Consider the following 16,428-nt stretch of genomic DNA (forward strand, 5'->3'; position numbering starts at 1 on the left):
CCCCACTATATGAAGTTAATGTACCACATCCCCCCACATTCCTCCACCTGTTTCCTAACATTTATGCTCTTTTAACGTGAAAATGTGTCAATAGTACTTGTTTCAGTGAGATTTTTCTGAATATAAAGAAAGACACCCTCGCAGCACGAACTGTGCTTGCAAGAGTGTCTTTCTAGTTCACCACTTATAAATAGATGATTTTGTGGGTCCCGTCCATTACAAATGGTAATCCTAAAATATCCCGGATAAGGGTTGGTCCATAACTATTCAAATAAGTGTACGGAGTGTAAAGTCGTTCTTGCAACACACCTTCTGGAAACAATTCCCCTTCCAGTATGCCAAATGTGCGAAGTTCAGCGTCATGCTTCAACAATACTGCTTCTTCCGCTTTTCCTTTAAGATAATCCAACTGCTTTGTATGGAAACGAAGATTTTTTTCGAGCAATTCTTGCATCATAGGTCCTTGTTGCTCAGTAAATTCAGCAATTTTTTCATACTGCTGACCCAATATCTTCTCCGTTTCATCCACAACCGAATCGAAACGTTCATCCTGTAACCCACTAGCGAATTGCTCCCGCGCAGTAAATACCGCTCCCGACATGACATCATCAAACGTGAAGTTTTTTTCGTCTAATGCATGCTTCACTTGTGGTGTTACCAATGTCATGGACATTCTCGGTACAATAATCGGCATTTTCATATCTAGATGATGGAACGCCTCTTTCAAGACTGCCCAATAAGCAATTTCTCCAGGCCCTCCAACGAATGCAAGTACCGGGAAGACCATGTCTTGCATCAGCGGTCTTGTCGCGACATTATTACTCAATAGCCAAGGTTCTTCTTGAGCGATTCTAAGCATCTCGGCTTTCGAAAACCGGAGGCCTGAGCTTTCATTGACGAAAAAACCATCTTTTCTTGAAAGTAGAACTCGACCCGTGTCATGAATGTAGAAGAGATTCGCCGCATCCAATTCAGCACCCATCGGAGAACCAAAACCTTTTTCTGCAAACAATTCTTCTTTTTTCGAAATGACTTCAGCAAGCTGCTCAGATTCTTCAATTAGATGAACAAAATAGGATTTTTCTAGCTCCCGTAACTGTTTGGATGCTGAATCTATGAACAATAGACCTTCTTCTTTGAAAAGACCGTTCATGAGCCTAACAAAAAACTGTGTAAACGACTTTTCATGCTCCACCGCACCAAGGACTTCATCCAACAAGTCTTTTGTATATGCCGTTTCACCAAACTTGCCAAAAATGTCTTTCACTAACGATTTCATCACCTGTTTGTCATACTGCGCATCGGATGCCATCAGCTTCAGTATGAAGTTCCCACGGTATTGATGTTTCGTTGCGCGGCCTTCCATTTCCGTATAGACGTGATTAATTTCATTCAAGTCATGATCCTCACCTGCGACCCAAAACACTGGAACAACAGGCACACCAAGTTTCTCCCTTTGCCTTTTCGCAAGTAAGATAACTGATATTGCTTTGTGAACAGAGTATAAGGGTCCCGTTAAAATACCCGCTTGCTGTCCTCCAACTACGGCAACTGCATTTTCCGCAAGTTCTTCAATATGCGTATTAGCATTCGCTGATATTCCAAAGGGTTCCATGAATGAACGGATTGTTTCTGCAAGCTGACGCCTTTCAAACGTACGACCTGCGAGTTCCTTTAGCCTAGCGGGATAAGAGCTTTCTTCATTTTCATAATCAAAAAAAGTATGTAGAAATTCTTTATCGTTATTGTACGATTGCATCACTTTATTTTTTTCTTGTAATGCTAATGATTCTAATTCCATTATTCATGCCCCTTTGTAACTATCGGTATGAACAGAGTATAACATTTCAAGCTACAGGATTGAAAAATATACGCTTACACAATAAACACCGATACCTATCTTACATATTCGACGATCTTCATTACCATACCGGTAATGAAAAGAATGACATAGGCGGCCAATAAAACGAGAAAGTAAAATCGCCATGTTTTTCGCAAGAGCCGAGCAATTTGGAATTCCTTCACTTTGCTGCGCTCAATGAAGGCATAGACAATCGCAATGATGATTGCAATCCCTATTATGTAAACCCATATTCCTTGTCCAAATATCGCTTGTGATACGACATAGACCGCTATAAATAGCAACGGAGTCGTGACGTCCGCGGCAAGCCCAAGGATGGACGCTGGAGCTTTACCCATCTTCCGCATAACAACCATGAAGGCAATCGTCACAATGAACGGAAACAAAATGATCATCCCTAGAAAAGCAGCAACCACTTCATTCATAGCTTCGCCCCTTTCCACTCAACGGCAAACAACATCTGTTCATATGTCGTAAGAAACGGTAACGACTTGTTACGTCCATTTGCTTTTCGAATTACAGCAGTAACAATCGTCTCGATTTCCATCGGTCGGCCAGCCAAACGATCCACTAGCATCGACGAGCGATTGCGTGCAGTTTTTCTACAGACATCCGCTACGTCTTCGTACGAGAGAATCGACTGCATTTCTGGAAACGCATCTAGCAGTTCTTCATACAAGGCATTGAAAAGTGTGAGGCAATAATCGTTTGTAAGCAACTCACCATTCTCCACCTTGAGAATGGCTGTCAATGGATTGATCATGCAATTAATCAGTACTTTTCGCAGAAGGATCTGTTCCGCATCTGAATGACGCCTTATTGGAAATATGTCCGAATGTACCTGTCCAATTAAATCGAATAGGCTGTCGTCACCGTGGGCAGTTGCAATTGTTACCATCCCAACCCCATTATGTGAGACAGTACGGTCATCTATCCGGCGCGCTCCATGCTCGACAGTCGCAAATGCAACATGCGGAAATTCACAACTCTTCACCAATTCCAAATGCCCGATGCCATTCTGGACGAACAGGACAGGATTGATTATATGTGTTTCCTGCATTTCTGAAAGGAGATCACGGAGACCTGCATATTTGACCGCCACAACCCAAAGCGCGGTAGCCGATAGATTTCGGATATCCGTCGTCGCATGCACACGCAATACGTCTGTAGTATTGTCTTGATTAATGCGTTGAATTCCTTTTGCTCGAATTAGTTCAGCTTGCTCTTCTCTTCTCACGTAGAACGTCACGTCTATTCCAGCCTCGGACAAAAATGACCCAAGCAGTAGTCCAATTGAGCCTGCACCAGCAATGATTACCTCCATACGTTATCCCTCCTTTCAAATGAAAAGCGCAAAGCGCCGTTCAGCCCCGACAGGCATAAGATGGTTTGCGAGGAGGCGCACTTCAGCCACCACAGCAAAACGATTTATGACCCAAGGGGGTGGCGCCTGGAGCTAGACACTGTTCCGTATCAAAAATCGTACACTTATTTTTCTTTAATTGAAAAGGCCCACCTGAACTTCAGTGGACCTTTTTTGTTCTATACTCGATTATACAGGATAAACTGGATGTTTTCTTGGTGGTTGTGGAACATCTTTTGTACTGTAGAAACGATATCTATCCGCAAGCATACCTCTTAAGCTTGATGGTGCTACAATTTCATCAATAATCAGTTCAGATGCCATCTTATAAATATCAATTTCTTCTTTGTATTCCTTATGTTTTTCCTGAACAAACGCAATCCGCTCTTTTGGATCTTCAATCGCTTCGATTTTATTCGAATAGACTGCATTTACTGCTGCTTCAGGTCCCATAACCGCAATTTGAGCAGTCGGTAACGCGATACAGACATCCGGCTCAAACGCTGGACCTGCCATCGCATACAGTCCAGCTCCATAAGCTTTCCGGACAATAACTGATATTTTCGGAACAGTCGCTGAACTCATCGCCATAATTAATTTCGCGCCGTGGCGAATAATTCCTGCACGCTCAACTTTCGTTCCAATCATAAAGCCCGGAACGTCGGCAAGGAATAGCAGAGGAATAGAGAATGCATCACAAAGATTAATGAATTTCGTTGCTTTGTCTGCAGAATCCACAAACAAAACTCCACCTTTTACTTTCGGTTGATTGGCAATGATACCAACCGGTTGTCCTTCGATTCTAGCCAAACCTGTAATAATTTCACCGGCAAATAATTTCTTAACGTCAAAGTAACTGCCCTCATCAATTAATGCGTCAATCGCTTCATACATATCAAATGGCGCGTTTTGGTTTTCCGGAATGATTGCTTCAAGCGTTCGGCCTACTTTCGCCTCCACCGTTTCTTTTAAAGCGGGTTTTTCTGTAAAGTTCGCAGGGAAATATGCTAGATAACGACGCGCTTCCGCAATCGCTTCTTCTTCATTCGCCGCAAGGACATCGCCGCAACCACTCACTGAACAATGCATGCGGGCACCGCCCATTTCTTCCAGTGTTACTTTTTCACCGATTACTTTTTCGGCCATACGCGGTGAACCTAAATACATCGACGCATTGCCCTCTACCATAATAACGATATCGCAAAATGCGGGTATGTACGCACCACCTGCAGCGGAAGGACCGAATAGAACACAAATTTGCGGGATGAAACCCGATAACCTCACTTGATTGTGGAATATCTTCCCTGCACCGCGACGGTTTGGGAACATGTCAAGCTGATCTGTAATACGAGCTCCCGCTGAATCGACAAGATATAGCATTGGTACACGGTTCTTCTCTGCAATTTCCTGAATACGAATAATCTTCTCAACCGTACGGGCTCCCCATGACCCTGCCTTCACCGTTGAATCATTCGCCATCACACAAACCGTCTGGCCGTTCACTTTCCCCATCGCCGTAACGACACCATCCGCCGGTAAATCCCCTGCTTCACAATTGGCAAACCTACCGTCTTCTGTATATTCCCCGTCATCGAAAAGAAGTTCCAATCGATCTCGGACGAAAAGTTTGTTCTGCTCTTTCAACTTTTCGTGATATTTTGGATGGCCCCCTGCAAAAATCCCTTGCAATTTCGCTTCAAGTTTTTCATTGTAAGCCGTCTGTTGTGTTATTTTAGTCATTTATAAAACCCCTTTCATCAACCATTTTCCCGCATTCCCTTATGTCTAGCTCCAGCGCCTAGCCCCTCGAGTCGCTTCAGTCCTTAAGTTAAAGGCAAAAAGCGCCTTTATCTTTAGGCCTTCCAGCGCTTTTCGGGTCTACCAAGGCGCTTACGCTTTTCTATGTCTAGCTCCAGCGGCCAGATGCTCGGGTCATAAGCCAGCCCAACTACGCGACAAAGAACACCGCTTCGCCGTTCCGTCTTATGCCTGTCGCGGGCCTACAGGATGTAGGTCACGCAGCCGTCGCCACACGATGTGGCGAATTTAGGCTGTGTTCATTGAAGGCCGCCTCCACTTTTCTATGTGTCTAGACTCCAGCGTCTACCAAGGCGCTTACGCTTTTCTAGATTTCGATTGTAGCTAGAACGTCTTCTTCGTTAACGAAATCGCCGACTTGTACATTAATCGTTGCTACTTTTCCAGCCGATTCCGCTTCAACCGGAATTTCCATTTTCATCGATTCGAGTACGATGATAACTTGTCCCGCTGTTACTTCTTCCCCTACCGCTGCGTTCACTGTAAACACTGTACCTGCCATCGTTGCTTTTAATGCTGTCATTTTATTGTTTCCTCCTTTTGTTTTGCGCTCCATGTGTTTAAAACCGCTGTCGAATAGTCACCTGTAAGGAATTCCTCGGATTTCAGAAAATTATTGAATAGCGGTATATTCGTTTTCAAACCTTCAATTTCTACTTTTGAAAGGAAAGCTGCCGATTTTTGAATCGCTTCTTCCCGAGTTGTTGCGTGGACAATTACTTTTGAGATGAGTGGATCATAGAAAGGCGTCACTTTCCCACCCTCAACATATCCTGAGTCAATACGGATTCCCGTAGTATCTCCCCAATCAAGTTTATTAATTGTCCCCGGTGATGGCAAGAATTTAACCGGATCTTCCGCGTAAATACGGAATTCAATTGCATGGCCTGTCGACTTGATGCTCGTTTGGTCTATCACAGGAAGCTTATTGCCGTTCGCAATTTCAAGTTGCCATTCGACAAGGTCAAACCCAGTCACTTCTTCAGTCACCGGATGTTCAACTTGAAGTCTAGTATTCATTTCCAAAAAGTAGTGTTCATTATTTTCATCGACAATAAATTCGACCGTTCCTGCATTTTTATAAGAAACCGCTTTTGCTGCATCAACTGCCGCTTTATAAAGACGATGGCGCGCTTCTTCCGGCAAGTGTGGTGAAGGTGATTCCTCAATCACTTTTTGGTTACGTCGTTGTACCGAACAATTACGTTCAAACAAATGGACAACATTTCCGAAGTTGTCTCCGAAAATCTGCACCTCGATATGACGGGCATTCGTTATGAATTTTTCAAGGAAAACAACATCATCCCCAAAATATGCTTTCGCTCGATTCTTTACGGATTGGAATTGTTGACTGAGCGCTTGCTCATCTTCACAACGAATCATACCGATCCCACCGCCGCCAGCACTCGCTTTCAGCATGATCGGATAACCGATCTCAACTGCTGCACGCACGGCATCTTCCAAAGAAGTAATTCCTTCATCAGTTCCAGGTACGACCGGCACCCCTGCCGCTTTCATCGTTACACGTGAACCGATTTTGTCACCCATCTTATCAATTGTATCTGCATCAGGCCCTATGAATTGGATTCCCGCAGCTTGTACTTTACGTACAAATTCTGCATTTTCAGAAAGAAGCCCGTACCCCGGATGAATGCCATCTACTCCCGCACGAACCGCAATTTCGATTATATCATCCGCTTTTAAATAGGATTGTTGAACTTGTGCAGGTCCTAGCAAGAACGCCTCGTCCGCTTCTTTCACGAACGGCATGTCTGCGTCTGCTTCAGAATAGACAGCGACAGTGGCAATACCTAGACGTTTACAAGTCTTTATGATTCTAAGAGCGATTTCCCCACGATTCGCAATCAGTATTTTATCCATATTAATCCCCCAAACAATTTGATGTGTATTTCTCCATCCTTCTCTAGTTTATACGATGAATGAAAGCGATTTCAACCTTTGTCTGAAAAAAACATCTTTTCATGCCATTTCAACTAGTCAATTTCCGGAAGTTTTAACTTCAAAATGGTTTTGTGCGATTAAAAAGTCGTGGCGGTCATAATACGGCTGATGCCAAGCATAATAGGGCTCATGCCGGTCATAACAAGATGGACGGTCCCAATCAAAGCAAAAAACGCCTTATAACTAAGGGACAATACTTAACTTATTTAATTCAATTAAAAAAACCGTTGCACATGCATAGGACATGTACAGCGGTCTTTGAAACAATTTATTTTTTCGATAAAAACTGCGCCACTTCTTCATGGTGTGCATCACTTCCCCAAAGAATTGAACATTGACGCGACTCTTCAATCATTCGGTCACGAATAAAATCAGCTGTCCATTTCCGAATAGCAATCGTTTTATACGCTCGATGGACAGCCGGATGATGCGCGGACATTTTGGCAAGAAACCGTTGAAGCCCGTTTTCAGCAGTGCCCTCATAAGTTTCAGTTGCCCAACCCGCTTCAAACATTTCATCAGCCGTATGCACCCCAGCTTCAGACAGTAGGCGCAACACACGGTCATGCTTGCCATCTTTTTCAAATAGCAGCGTAGCACCGCCCCAACCCGTAGTAATAGCAAGTGTCCCTTGAATGAAACCAGCCTTTGCTGTGGATGACATGACCCTGTAATCACAAGCAGTAGCAATTTCACAACCACCACCTACGGCAGCACCATTGATGAGCGCAATGACAGGCATCGGTAGCGTAGCAACCCGGTATAATAGGCCCGCCATTCTGCTTAGCATTGGATATGCCTCATCGGCCGTACGTAAGGCATGAAATTCAGATAAATCTCCACCCGAACAGAATGCCCGATCTCCCGCACCCGTAATGACGGCATATGCGACTTCTTCATTATTTTCAATACGATTTAGAAATTGTTCGAGGCCATCCATAACCGTATAGTTAATGGCGTTGCGCATTTCAGGACGGTCAATTGTAAAAGTAGCAATTCCATTTTCGATAGCAATTGTGTAAGACATGTCCATTCCCCCCATTGTGTGTATAATTTGAATAAAGATTTCCTTCAAATACGCTTCGGCACTCCGGGGTGCCTGCAGCTTTTCTTACTGTCTAGCTGCAGGCGTCAGCCCCTCGAGTCGCTTCAGTCCACAGGAAAAGGCAAAGAGCGCCTTTTTCCTGTGGACTTCCAGCGCTTGTCGGGGCTAAACGACGCCTTCCGCTTTTCTTGTTGTCCAGCTACAGCGGCCAGATGCTCGGGTCATAAGCCGGCCCGGCTGCGCGGCAAAGGACACGCCGCTTCGCCGATCCGTCTTATGCCTGTCGCATCTAAGCGGCCGCTTCCGCTTTTCTTGGGTATAGAAAAAAGGCCACCGTGAGCCATGGTCTCACGGTAGCCTTCATAGGCAAATCTTACTTATTCGCCTACAACTTCTTTTCCTTTGTAATGACCGCATGATTTACAAATGCGGTGAGCCAATTTGATTTCGCCACAGTTAGTACAAGTAGTCATTCCCGGTACTTGCAATTTATAATGCGTACGGCGCTTGTTTTTAACTGTTTTGGATGTTCTTCTTTTTGGTACAGCCATCTGGGGCACCTCCTTACGTTCGCCTATTCGTCCTTGGATTCAAAGAACTTTGCCAAATCGGCAAGTCTAGGATCCACTTTCGTTTCCAGTTCCTTACGGAGCCTGGCATTGTACACCTCGTCAGTCGCGTATGACCAGCCTTTTCCTTCAGCCTCTTGCATATCATCAGCATTCTCGCTAAAAATTTGAAGCGGCACTTCAAGGAGGACGAGCTCCTCAAATACAGGGGTCGGATCGACTACCTCACCCACAACAGGATGAATTTCATCATCTGATGCGAGAACTTCTTCATCCCAGCTGAACTGTTCGTCAGCTTCGATTACGAATGGTAATTCGACGTCTTCCCATGTTCGTGAACAGGGTAATGTCAACGTACCTTCGAGCCGGAATCGGCATATCAATTTCTTGGAGCTGATTGTACAACTTCCGGTCACTCGGACAGGCGTAATATTCCGGATTTCCGGATTCCGTTTTTTCACGGATTCAAGGTCGACAGCTTCGTCAAGCGGCATCGCACCTTGTCTGTATCTCTGCAATTGATGGATTGACCATTTCATGTCTATCACCTCAAGACAACAATGTTGATTATATAATGGGCGAAAAGGGATGTCAAGATATTTTCTTGTCACTTCGTCAGCCGCATAGGTATAATTAATATTCATTGTAGCAAAGGAGTGTCGAATTTGAAAGCTTCAGGAATTATCGTCGAATATAACCCGTTTCACAACGGGCATCTTTATCACGCGATACAAGCAAAAATAACAACTGGCGCGGATGTTGTTATTGCCGTCATGAGCGGTAATTTCCTACAACGGGGGGAACCTGCATTTGTTGATAAATGGTCCCGGGCAAACATGGCCTTGAAAAACGGTGTGGACATCGTTTTGGAGCTTCCTTATGCATTCGCGACATCTAATGCCCCATCCTTCGCCAGAGGTGCTATTCAGCTACTGGACGCTGCTCAGTGCAGTGCTTTCTGCTTCGGTAGCGAAGATGGTGAAGTTAACTCTTTCGAAAGAAGTCTTCTTCTTCTCCAACAAGCCGGCGACAATTATGAACAAACTGTGAAAGATGCTGTCAGCCGGGGACTCAGTTATCCAAAAGCGTTGAATGAGGCTTACACCATGGCCGCCAATTCCTCAACAATCGAAGGACCACTTGCTGATCTCTCGAAACCGAACAACATTTTAGGTTTTCATTATATGGAAGCTGCTAGGAATATTGACTCCGAAATGAAAGCCGTCACAATCCCGCGCATTGTCGCCCAGTACCATGACGACGCTGTAGCAGGTAACCCAATTGCAAGTGCAACCGGCATCAGAAAATCCTTTTTTGAATCAGAGACGCTCGGAACGATTACAGACTTCATGCCAGATACAGCACTCGAACTTCTACACGATTGGCAAGCGGAAAATCAATCTTTTGGAAACTGGCCGACTTTCTATCCCCAGCTCCGTTTCACAATTTTACGGGAAGGACCAAAACGACTTGCGATGATTGCAGACGTAACGGAAGGAATTGAGAATCTGTTGTACCGCGCGGCAGCCGATAACGGCACATTTGAAGGCTTCATGAAGGACGTGAAATCCAAAAGGTACACTTGGACCCGACTTCAGCGCATGTTTACTCATATATTTACCGGGTTTACGTACGATATACGGAGCAGTATGAAAACTCCTTCCTATCTACGATTACTTGGAATGACATCTGCCGGAAGATTATATTTGAATGAACATAAAAAAAGGCTGAAGCTTCCTCTAATTAGCAAAGCAGCCGCCTTTTCAAATCCTTCACTTGATTTCGATATCCACGCAGCGGATATGTACGCACTCGGTATCGGAAACGGCACTTCTAGTTCCCGAATCGGTGTTGATTACAATACACACCCAATTATCATTCAGTGAAGATGTTAGTTTGAGATAAAGATTCCGTTCAACTCCGCTTCGGTGCTCGGGGATGGCTTCGGCTACCCCTGTAAGGCGCCTTCGCTAAATTTACATGGCAGTTACTGGCACCACACACTGCATAGAAAAGACCACACCAAACAACCTACTTCTTTTCCAACGTCGCTAAATAATCAAGTGCATCATCTACAGTTTCCACCGGCACGATTTTCATTTTTGTGCCGATTTTCTCTGCCATCTTTACAGCTTCTTCGTAATTAGTCAGTATTCCAGGATTTGCCGCCCTTACTTCATCAGGTAAATCATCTGCTGGTGCGAAGAATATTTCCACGTCTTGGCGGGAAGCAGCAATCACTTTAAAGTCCGCGCCCCCAATTCTTCCGACGGTTCCATCCTCCAACATTTCTCCAGTTCCAGCAATGTTATATCCTTTTGTGAGGTCTTCATCAAGCAACTGGTTCATAATTTCAAGCGTGAACATCAGACCCGCAGATGGTCCACCTATATTCGATGTTTTGAAATCGACTTCTGGATCAGTCGTGAGTGTTCGATCCTCTTCAAAACGTACGCCAAGTCCTGCCCGTCCATCACTATCAGGTATCTCTTTCAAGACAAGTGTTACATCGAGCTTCTTGTCATCCCTATCCAACGAAATCTTTACTTCATCACCCAATTTCTTATCTCCAATAAGCGTAAAGAATTGTCCTGATTCTTTCAACTCCACACCGTCAATCACACGAATCTTGTCTCCAAGTTCCAAGATACCGTCGGCCGCGCCTCCTTCGAGGACCATCATGACAAATACACCATCGTACTGGATATCAACAGGAATACCCGCTTTTTCAAATGCAACTGTAATTGCATTGAACTGTGAACCAGTCATGAGTTTCTTCTGTCGAATATTATATTCCTTGTCATTTTCTCCATCTCTTCTTACATTTTCAGCAGGGAGAAGCTTCTTCTTATCGGTGAATTTCGATAAAACATAAGAAGCTGGTGTCGCTTTTGAAACGGAAATCGTCATAAGACTGAATGTCCCAATATCGTTGTTATCTCCGCCTACCACTTCAACGAGTGGATCCAAGTCATAAGCTCCTCCTGGCTGCGATATATAAGAATCGAGCGGGTAAATGAACAAAATGGCTATGATAACAAGCAAAACACCTATCATACTGAATCGTTTCTTTCTCATTTTAGGACCACCTCCGTTAATAGCCTGTACTTTCTTTACATATATATAAGTGTAGCACCAAAAAAAGACTGACAAAAGATTTATACCTAATTTTTTCGTCATGCTTGGAAATCGAAAGGAGCCGAGTGCGTGGTCAACGGAATACATGCACGCCTTTATCATATGATAAATCTTTCAGTCGTTTGGGGACTTATCATTCTGTTCATTTTACAGCCAAGCGTTGCACATGCCGGAGCCGAAGCTGGCGCACAGTTATTTATCCATGCACTGCTTCCTTATTTACTGCCCTATATCATATTGACACAATGGCTTTTAAAAATGCCCAATCGTACACAGAAAGTACCGAAGTGGAGGCGTTTTTTGAAAGCATATGTACTCGGATCATTTGGCGGATTCCCGGTCGGTGCCGTAACAGTGACCGAAATGATGAAAAACGGTGAATTATCTCAGAAGCAAAGCGGCCTACTTCTAGCTGCATGCCATGCACCCGGGCCGATGTTTATCATCGGCTTCGTTGGAACAGAACTATTCGGAAATGTAAGTTCAGGGTGGAAGTTACTTGCGGCCATCCACATCGCGAATATTTTATTCTTTTTACTTGCAGTAGCTTTTCTGCACCGCGAAAGCGAAATAGAAACACCTCTTTCACAACCTCAAAAGAAAGTAAAAGGGGTGCCACTTCTAGACGCTATCAAGGAAAGTTCGACAATCATTATTCTTGTCGCAACCACGGTCATTTTCTTTTCCTCTCTCGGAACCGTGCTGTCAACAGTTTTCACTTCGGCATTCACTGTGGAGATGGGGATTTCGAAAACAATTGCCTTAGCCATTTTCGAAATGACATCAGGTGTTCAATCAGCAACAGATCACTTTTACGGCTTGCCGTTTTTCCCTTTTCTTATCGCTGCAATCATTTCCATGAACGGATTGAGTATCCATATGCAAGTTTTTGTCATCGCAAAGACCTGCAAAATCTCGATGACCCCTTACGTAATCGGACGAATTTGGAGCATCATTGTCGTTCCGGTAATCTTCTACCTTATTTATTAATATAAAATGGTTATGATGAAAGTTTAATTTCATCATAACCATTTAACAATCATCGAGTTTGATATTTCTTTTTCAACGCCTCTTCAACTTGCATTGGCACAAGTCCTGAGATTTCACCGCTGTACTTTGCCACTTCTTTGACAATACTCGAACTGAGGAACGAATACTGATTGTTCGTCATGATGAAAAATGTCTCGATACTCTCATCGAGAAACCTGTTCATAGACGTAATTTGCATTTCATACTCAAAATCGGAAACGGCACGCAATCCGCGAACAATTACAGATGCCCCTACACTCTTGGCATAATCAACGAGCAATCCAGAAGACGACTCCACTTTCACATTCGGAAACACAGACGTCACCTCTTCAATAAGCGCCATACGCTCTTCGACAGTAAACAGTGAGTTTTTTGAGGAGTTATTCATCACAGCAACTCTGACGTCACCGAAAACCCTCGCTGCTCTCTTGATAATATCTAGATGCCCATTCGTTAACGGGTCAAAACTTCCGGGTACAACTGCAATTTTCGACATTATTGAAACCTCATTTCTCATAAATAGATACAGCGCTATTTCCATACACTGAACTTTTTATCTTATAATAACTGCCGTACGCTTCTGGTAATTCCAATTGCTTTTCATGCTCACAAACGATGACAGCGTTTTCAGTCAGAAGGTCTGCTTCTACAAATTCAAGTGCCAAATTATAAAATGCTGTTTCCGCATACGGGGGATCGATAAAAAGAAGTTTTGCTTTCTTCCCTTCCGCTTGCAAAACTTTAACCGCATTTCTAGCATCCGCACGCTTGATATGTAATTCTTCCGTAAATCGGCATTTTTCCGCGTTCGCTTTAATAATCGCACACGCTTTCACATTTTTTTCAAAGAGGAATGCCTCATCGATCCCTCTTGATAAAGCTTCAAGGGAAAGAGATCCGCTGCCCCCAAACAATTCTACGGCAATTCCACCATCAAAGTAAGGCCCGATTATATTGAATACGGACTCTTTCACTTTATCAGATGTCGGGCGTGTATCCGTTCCCTGTAAAGATTTCAAGGGAATACCTTTTCTAGTTCCTGCAACAACTCTCACTTGTCGCCCTCCTCTACCAGTGTTGACATTCTGATGATATCAATCGTATCTGCCGTTTTCTCGATACTTAAAAGGAACAACCGTTTAAACCAACTCTCTTCAAAATATAAATCACCTTCCAGTACTTCGAATGGCATAGTTACAACATCGTATTTTTGTTCATTATAAACATAGAATAGTTCTTTCCTAGGAAATCTAAATTTCCTAATGCCATTTTCAATGTAAATAGACCGCGCATTCGTCTTGATGGTATAGCCCGCAAGGTTTAAAATTCTCTTCGCTGGATACAGGGTCTTTCCATCCTTCAATAGAATTCGAATATCTGTAGTGCTAGTGCCATCAAACTTTATTTCCCGTGGATCTTCGATAAGAAACGGATGAGCAGTTGTATCATCATGAATATTTTTCGTGAAGTAAGATGTCTTAAAGCCAGTTATCTCTCCGGCTATCGCGTCCAAAACAGATGCATTAAGCTCTTGCCCTGTCATATTATTCAACACTTTTTTGAATTCCCCAAGTTCCTCTACTGTAATTGATTCAGTAAGAACTTGATAAGCTTTACGTGATTTCCCGAGTCCTATTGGCGTTTCTCCTAGAATCGAAGCTACCAGTTCGGCCGTCATGCGTTCGTTTTCGGGTATTGTAAAACGCGCATACATACTTTCCCTTAGCAATCGAACCGATACTTTATCCACATCCGCATTTTTTGAAACGATAAACCGGGTAGCATTTACAGCCTGACGTGTATCATCAATTACAATCGTTGAATGATTGGCATCAATTGCTTTAAGTACGTTATCCACTTCCCCAAGTTGCTCAGTATTGCCGCTTTCCCCAAATACCGAGAGCCTATCCCCAGCATAGAGCACAGGCAAATTATTCCGCTGCCAATAAAGTTCCTTGACTTCTCCCTTGCCACGGAATAATGAATAATTGATGTTCGTCATTTTTTTAGTACCCACTCGCTCCAAACCATTTACCCATAATCCACCAACCCCTGTTTCATCAGTCATATGGAATAATGTGTACGAGGCAGAAGAAGCATGTAGTGTAGCGAACGGTTCGTTGAATAGAGCTGTTTGTTTTAGAGGTCCTTTTTTGGGTATTTCATACGAAATGGATTGTCGTCCATTCTCCCCTTCAAGAAAAGCGATAGAATTCTCATCCATTCGATTGCAGGATGTTGCGTCCGCAAGATAACAAGAACGATTGGTGCTGGCTTTTGGCCAAACAATTTCATACCGCATGTCCAATAAGCCACTGAAATGCTGGCGGATATGAAGAGCATCGGGACGATTTACCACTTCAATCTCTTGGGTGAACTTTACAACGCTAGGCTCTTTACTGTCTGCGCCTACCGCTTGATAATAATGCATATAAATTAGAAGACCGTTCACAATCAGTAAAAGAAACATAGTCCTTACGATAAATTTCAAATCCTATACCCCCTAGGACGAATTGATGAATGCACCTTGGCGCTCACAATGGTATGATAAGTCTAGATTTACGTATTTAGAAAGGTAGTGTTATGTATGATATTAAATCAACGATTCATAGAGCTTGGCGAAGGATATGGAGATGTTTATGAACTATGCGAATTAATCAAGTCGAATAGCGACCGCCTGCATAGGACGTTCATCTTATCCTCAGAAACACCTTCAGGTCATGCACTGTCACTCGCGGCAGCCTTCGAACCTGCAAATGACGGTAAGTTCATGCCTATTTACATTTGCCGGGAAGGAATTATCCAGCAGAATACCATCAAATCAAAAAGAAGGCTACTTTTTGAGGAAACAGCAGAGAAAGTTGGGAGCACGCCAGCAGTTATCGAGTTGAAAAACTCTTCAGTATTTGCGGAAACTGAGTTGTTTTATCAATACACAATTGGTATTCTGCGTATCAACAAGCTGCTCCCTCCATTAAGATAGTTCTTATAACCCGGTTTTATAATCATATTCTTTCGCTTTATCCGGTTTGGCATTTTCGTATTCCGTTTTCACAAATGGGCGGTAGGACGGCAAAACCTTTTTTACAGATGGAAGACGTTCTATTTTCCCCATGACCGTATCGACATCTTCCATATTGCAATAAAGGACAACATACTTCATTGTGCGTGATATATAATGGACATGACCGTATTTTCGAAATGACTTTGCTTGTTTTAAATGATGAAGATAGACAATAATACCTTGACGATCGATCATAGATTTCCCCTCTTTTCCTAACCCATACAATACCATAGGACTGAAAAGCCCTGCAACAATAGAAATGCAGAAGGCGTCGTGTAGCCCCGACAAGCGCTGGAGGGCCACAGGAAAAAGGCGTTCTTTGCCTTTATCCTGGGGACTGAAGCGACTCGAGGGGCTGACGCCTGAAGCTGGACAATAAGAAAAGCGGAAGGCGCCCGCTAGATGCGACAAGTAGGTGGGATGCAGTTCAATCCCACCCTGCTGGAGGACTTGAATATAAGGCGCTCTTTGCCTTTATATTCAAGAAGGAAGGCGGAAGACGCCTGAATCTGGACACTGAATATTGCTGACAACGTCAATATTTTGCCCTATAATGGGAAAAATAGAGCTGATTCTTAA

Annotated in this window: 17 protein-coding genes; 3 read left to right on the top strand and 14 right to left on the bottom strand. The window is 43.6% G+C overall.

The features are described from left to right. Positions 1 to 184: 184 nt before the first annotated feature. The 9 genes from bshC to H7992_RS17755 all read right to left on the bottom strand — a co-directional run bounded on the left by bshC (position 185) and on the right by H7992_RS17755 (position 9,157). Complete coding sequence (gene bshC / locus H7992_RS17715; protein WP_187045446.1) at positions 185 to 1,801, bottom strand: bacillithiol biosynthesis cysteine-adding enzyme BshC; 1,617 nt, start codon at positions 1,799 to 1,801, stop codon at positions 185 to 187. Between the two features lie 95 nt (positions 1,802 to 1,896). Continuing rightward, entirely contained in the window at positions 1,897 to 2,286 is a 390-nt protein-coding gene (locus H7992_RS17720; RefSeq protein WP_187045447.1) for a DUF3397 domain-containing protein, read from the bottom strand. Further along, positions 2,283 to 3,185 (bottom strand): ketopantoate reductase family protein, encoded by a 903-nt coding sequence (locus tag H7992_RS17725; protein ID WP_187045448.1) that lies wholly within the window; start codon positions 3,183 to 3,185, stop codon positions 2,283 to 2,285. Before H7992_RS17725 ends, H7992_RS17720 begins: the two co-directional genes overlap by 4 nt. Before the next feature lie 228 nt (positions 3,186 to 3,413). Continuing rightward, complete coding sequence (locus H7992_RS17730) at positions 3,414 to 4,964, bottom strand: acyl-CoA carboxylase subunit beta (RefSeq protein WP_187045449.1); 1,551 nt, start codon at positions 4,962 to 4,964, stop codon at positions 3,414 to 3,416. A 385-nt stretch (positions 4,965 to 5,349) separates the two neighbouring features. Next, a complete protein-coding gene (locus H7992_RS17735) occupies positions 5,350 to 5,565 on the bottom strand; it encodes a biotin/lipoyl-binding carrier protein (protein WP_067211496.1) in 216 nt (71 codons plus the stop codon). Beyond that, complete coding sequence (locus H7992_RS17740) at positions 5,562 to 6,923, bottom strand: acetyl-CoA carboxylase biotin carboxylase subunit (RefSeq protein WP_187045450.1); 1,362 nt, start codon at positions 6,921 to 6,923, stop codon at positions 5,562 to 5,564. The genes H7992_RS17735 and H7992_RS17740 overlap by 4 nt, the downstream gene beginning before the upstream one ends. A 349-nt stretch (positions 6,924 to 7,272) precedes the next feature. Then, on the bottom strand, positions 7,273 to 8,031 hold the full coding sequence (locus tag H7992_RS17745) for an enoyl-CoA hydratase/isomerase family protein (RefSeq protein WP_187045451.1): 759 nt from the start codon (positions 8,029 to 8,031) through the stop codon (positions 7,273 to 7,275). 395 nt (positions 8,032 to 8,426) lie between these two features. Next, complete coding sequence (rpmF, locus tag H7992_RS17750; RefSeq protein ID WP_067211505.1) at positions 8,427 to 8,600, bottom strand: 50S ribosomal protein L32; 174 nt, start codon at positions 8,598 to 8,600, stop codon at positions 8,427 to 8,429. Between the two features lie 23 nt (positions 8,601 to 8,623). Beyond that, on the bottom strand, positions 8,624 to 9,157 hold the full coding sequence (locus H7992_RS17755) for a YceD family protein (protein ID WP_067211507.1): 534 nt from the start codon (positions 9,155 to 9,157) through the stop codon (positions 8,624 to 8,626). A gap of 117 nt (positions 9,158 to 9,274) precedes the next feature. Between H7992_RS17755 and H7992_RS17760 the strand changes: the two genes are divergently transcribed. Further along, positions 9,275 to 10,504: a nucleotidyltransferase gene (locus H7992_RS17760; protein WP_340740447.1), complete on the top strand. Its 1,230-nt coding sequence runs from the start codon at positions 9,275 to 9,277 to the stop codon at positions 10,502 to 10,504. A 145-nt stretch (positions 10,505 to 10,649) separates the two neighbouring features. Here the strand turns inward: H7992_RS17760 and H7992_RS17765 are convergent, their stop codons facing one another. Next, on the bottom strand, positions 10,650 to 11,696 hold the full coding sequence (locus tag H7992_RS17765) for a SepM family pheromone-processing serine protease (RefSeq protein ID WP_187045453.1): 1,047 nt from the start codon (positions 11,694 to 11,696) through the stop codon (positions 10,650 to 10,652). A 129-nt stretch (positions 11,697 to 11,825) separates the two neighbouring features. On the opposite strand from H7992_RS17765, the gene H7992_RS17770 reads away from it, so the two are divergent. Beyond that, the gene (locus H7992_RS17770) at positions 11,826 to 12,746 is read left to right on the top strand and encodes a hypothetical protein (RefSeq protein ID WP_067211514.1); all 921 of its coding nucleotides are present in this window, start codon (positions 11,826 to 11,828) and stop codon (positions 12,744 to 12,746) included. Between the two features lie 49 nt (positions 12,747 to 12,795). Here H7992_RS17770 and coaD read toward each other — a convergent pair whose 3' ends face one another. Genes coaD through H7992_RS17785 form a run of 3 tightly spaced genes read right to left on the bottom strand, consistent with a single transcriptional unit; the run spans position 12,796 to position 15,276 of the window. Beyond that, complete coding sequence (coaD, locus tag H7992_RS17775) at positions 12,796 to 13,281, bottom strand: pantetheine-phosphate adenylyltransferase (RefSeq protein WP_067211517.1); 486 nt, start codon at positions 13,279 to 13,281, stop codon at positions 12,796 to 12,798. 10 nt (positions 13,282 to 13,291) lie between these two features. Continuing rightward, positions 13,292 to 13,840: a 16S rRNA (guanine(966)-N(2))-methyltransferase RsmD gene (rsmD, locus tag H7992_RS17780; RefSeq protein ID WP_187045454.1), complete on the bottom strand. Its 549-nt coding sequence runs from the start codon at positions 13,838 to 13,840 to the stop codon at positions 13,292 to 13,294. Beyond that, positions 13,837 to 15,276, bottom strand: coding sequence for a hypothetical protein (locus H7992_RS17785; RefSeq protein WP_187045455.1), 1,440 nt, complete (start codon positions 15,274 to 15,276; stop codon positions 13,837 to 13,839). The genes rsmD and H7992_RS17785 overlap by 4 nt, the downstream gene beginning before the upstream one ends. A gap of 96 nt (positions 15,277 to 15,372) precedes the next feature. Here H7992_RS17785 and H7992_RS17790 point away from each other — a divergent pair, with 96 nt between their 5' ends. Beyond that, positions 15,373 to 15,768, top strand: coding sequence for a DUF7147 family protein (locus H7992_RS17790; protein ID WP_067211524.1), 396 nt, complete (start codon positions 15,373 to 15,375; stop codon positions 15,766 to 15,768). A gap of 3 nt (positions 15,769 to 15,771) precedes the next feature. Here H7992_RS17790 and H7992_RS17795 read toward each other — a convergent pair whose 3' ends face one another. Further along, positions 15,772 to 16,044: a YlbG family protein gene (locus H7992_RS17795; RefSeq protein ID WP_067211526.1), complete on the bottom strand. Its 273-nt coding sequence runs from the start codon at positions 16,042 to 16,044 to the stop codon at positions 15,772 to 15,774. Between the last annotated feature and the right edge of the window lie 384 nt (positions 16,045 to 16,428).

This window comes from Sporosarcina sp. resist, from assembly GCF_014302295.1.
GTDB classification, from domain to species: Bacteria; Bacillota; Bacilli; order Bacillales_A; family Planococcaceae; genus Sporosarcina; species Sporosarcina psychrophila.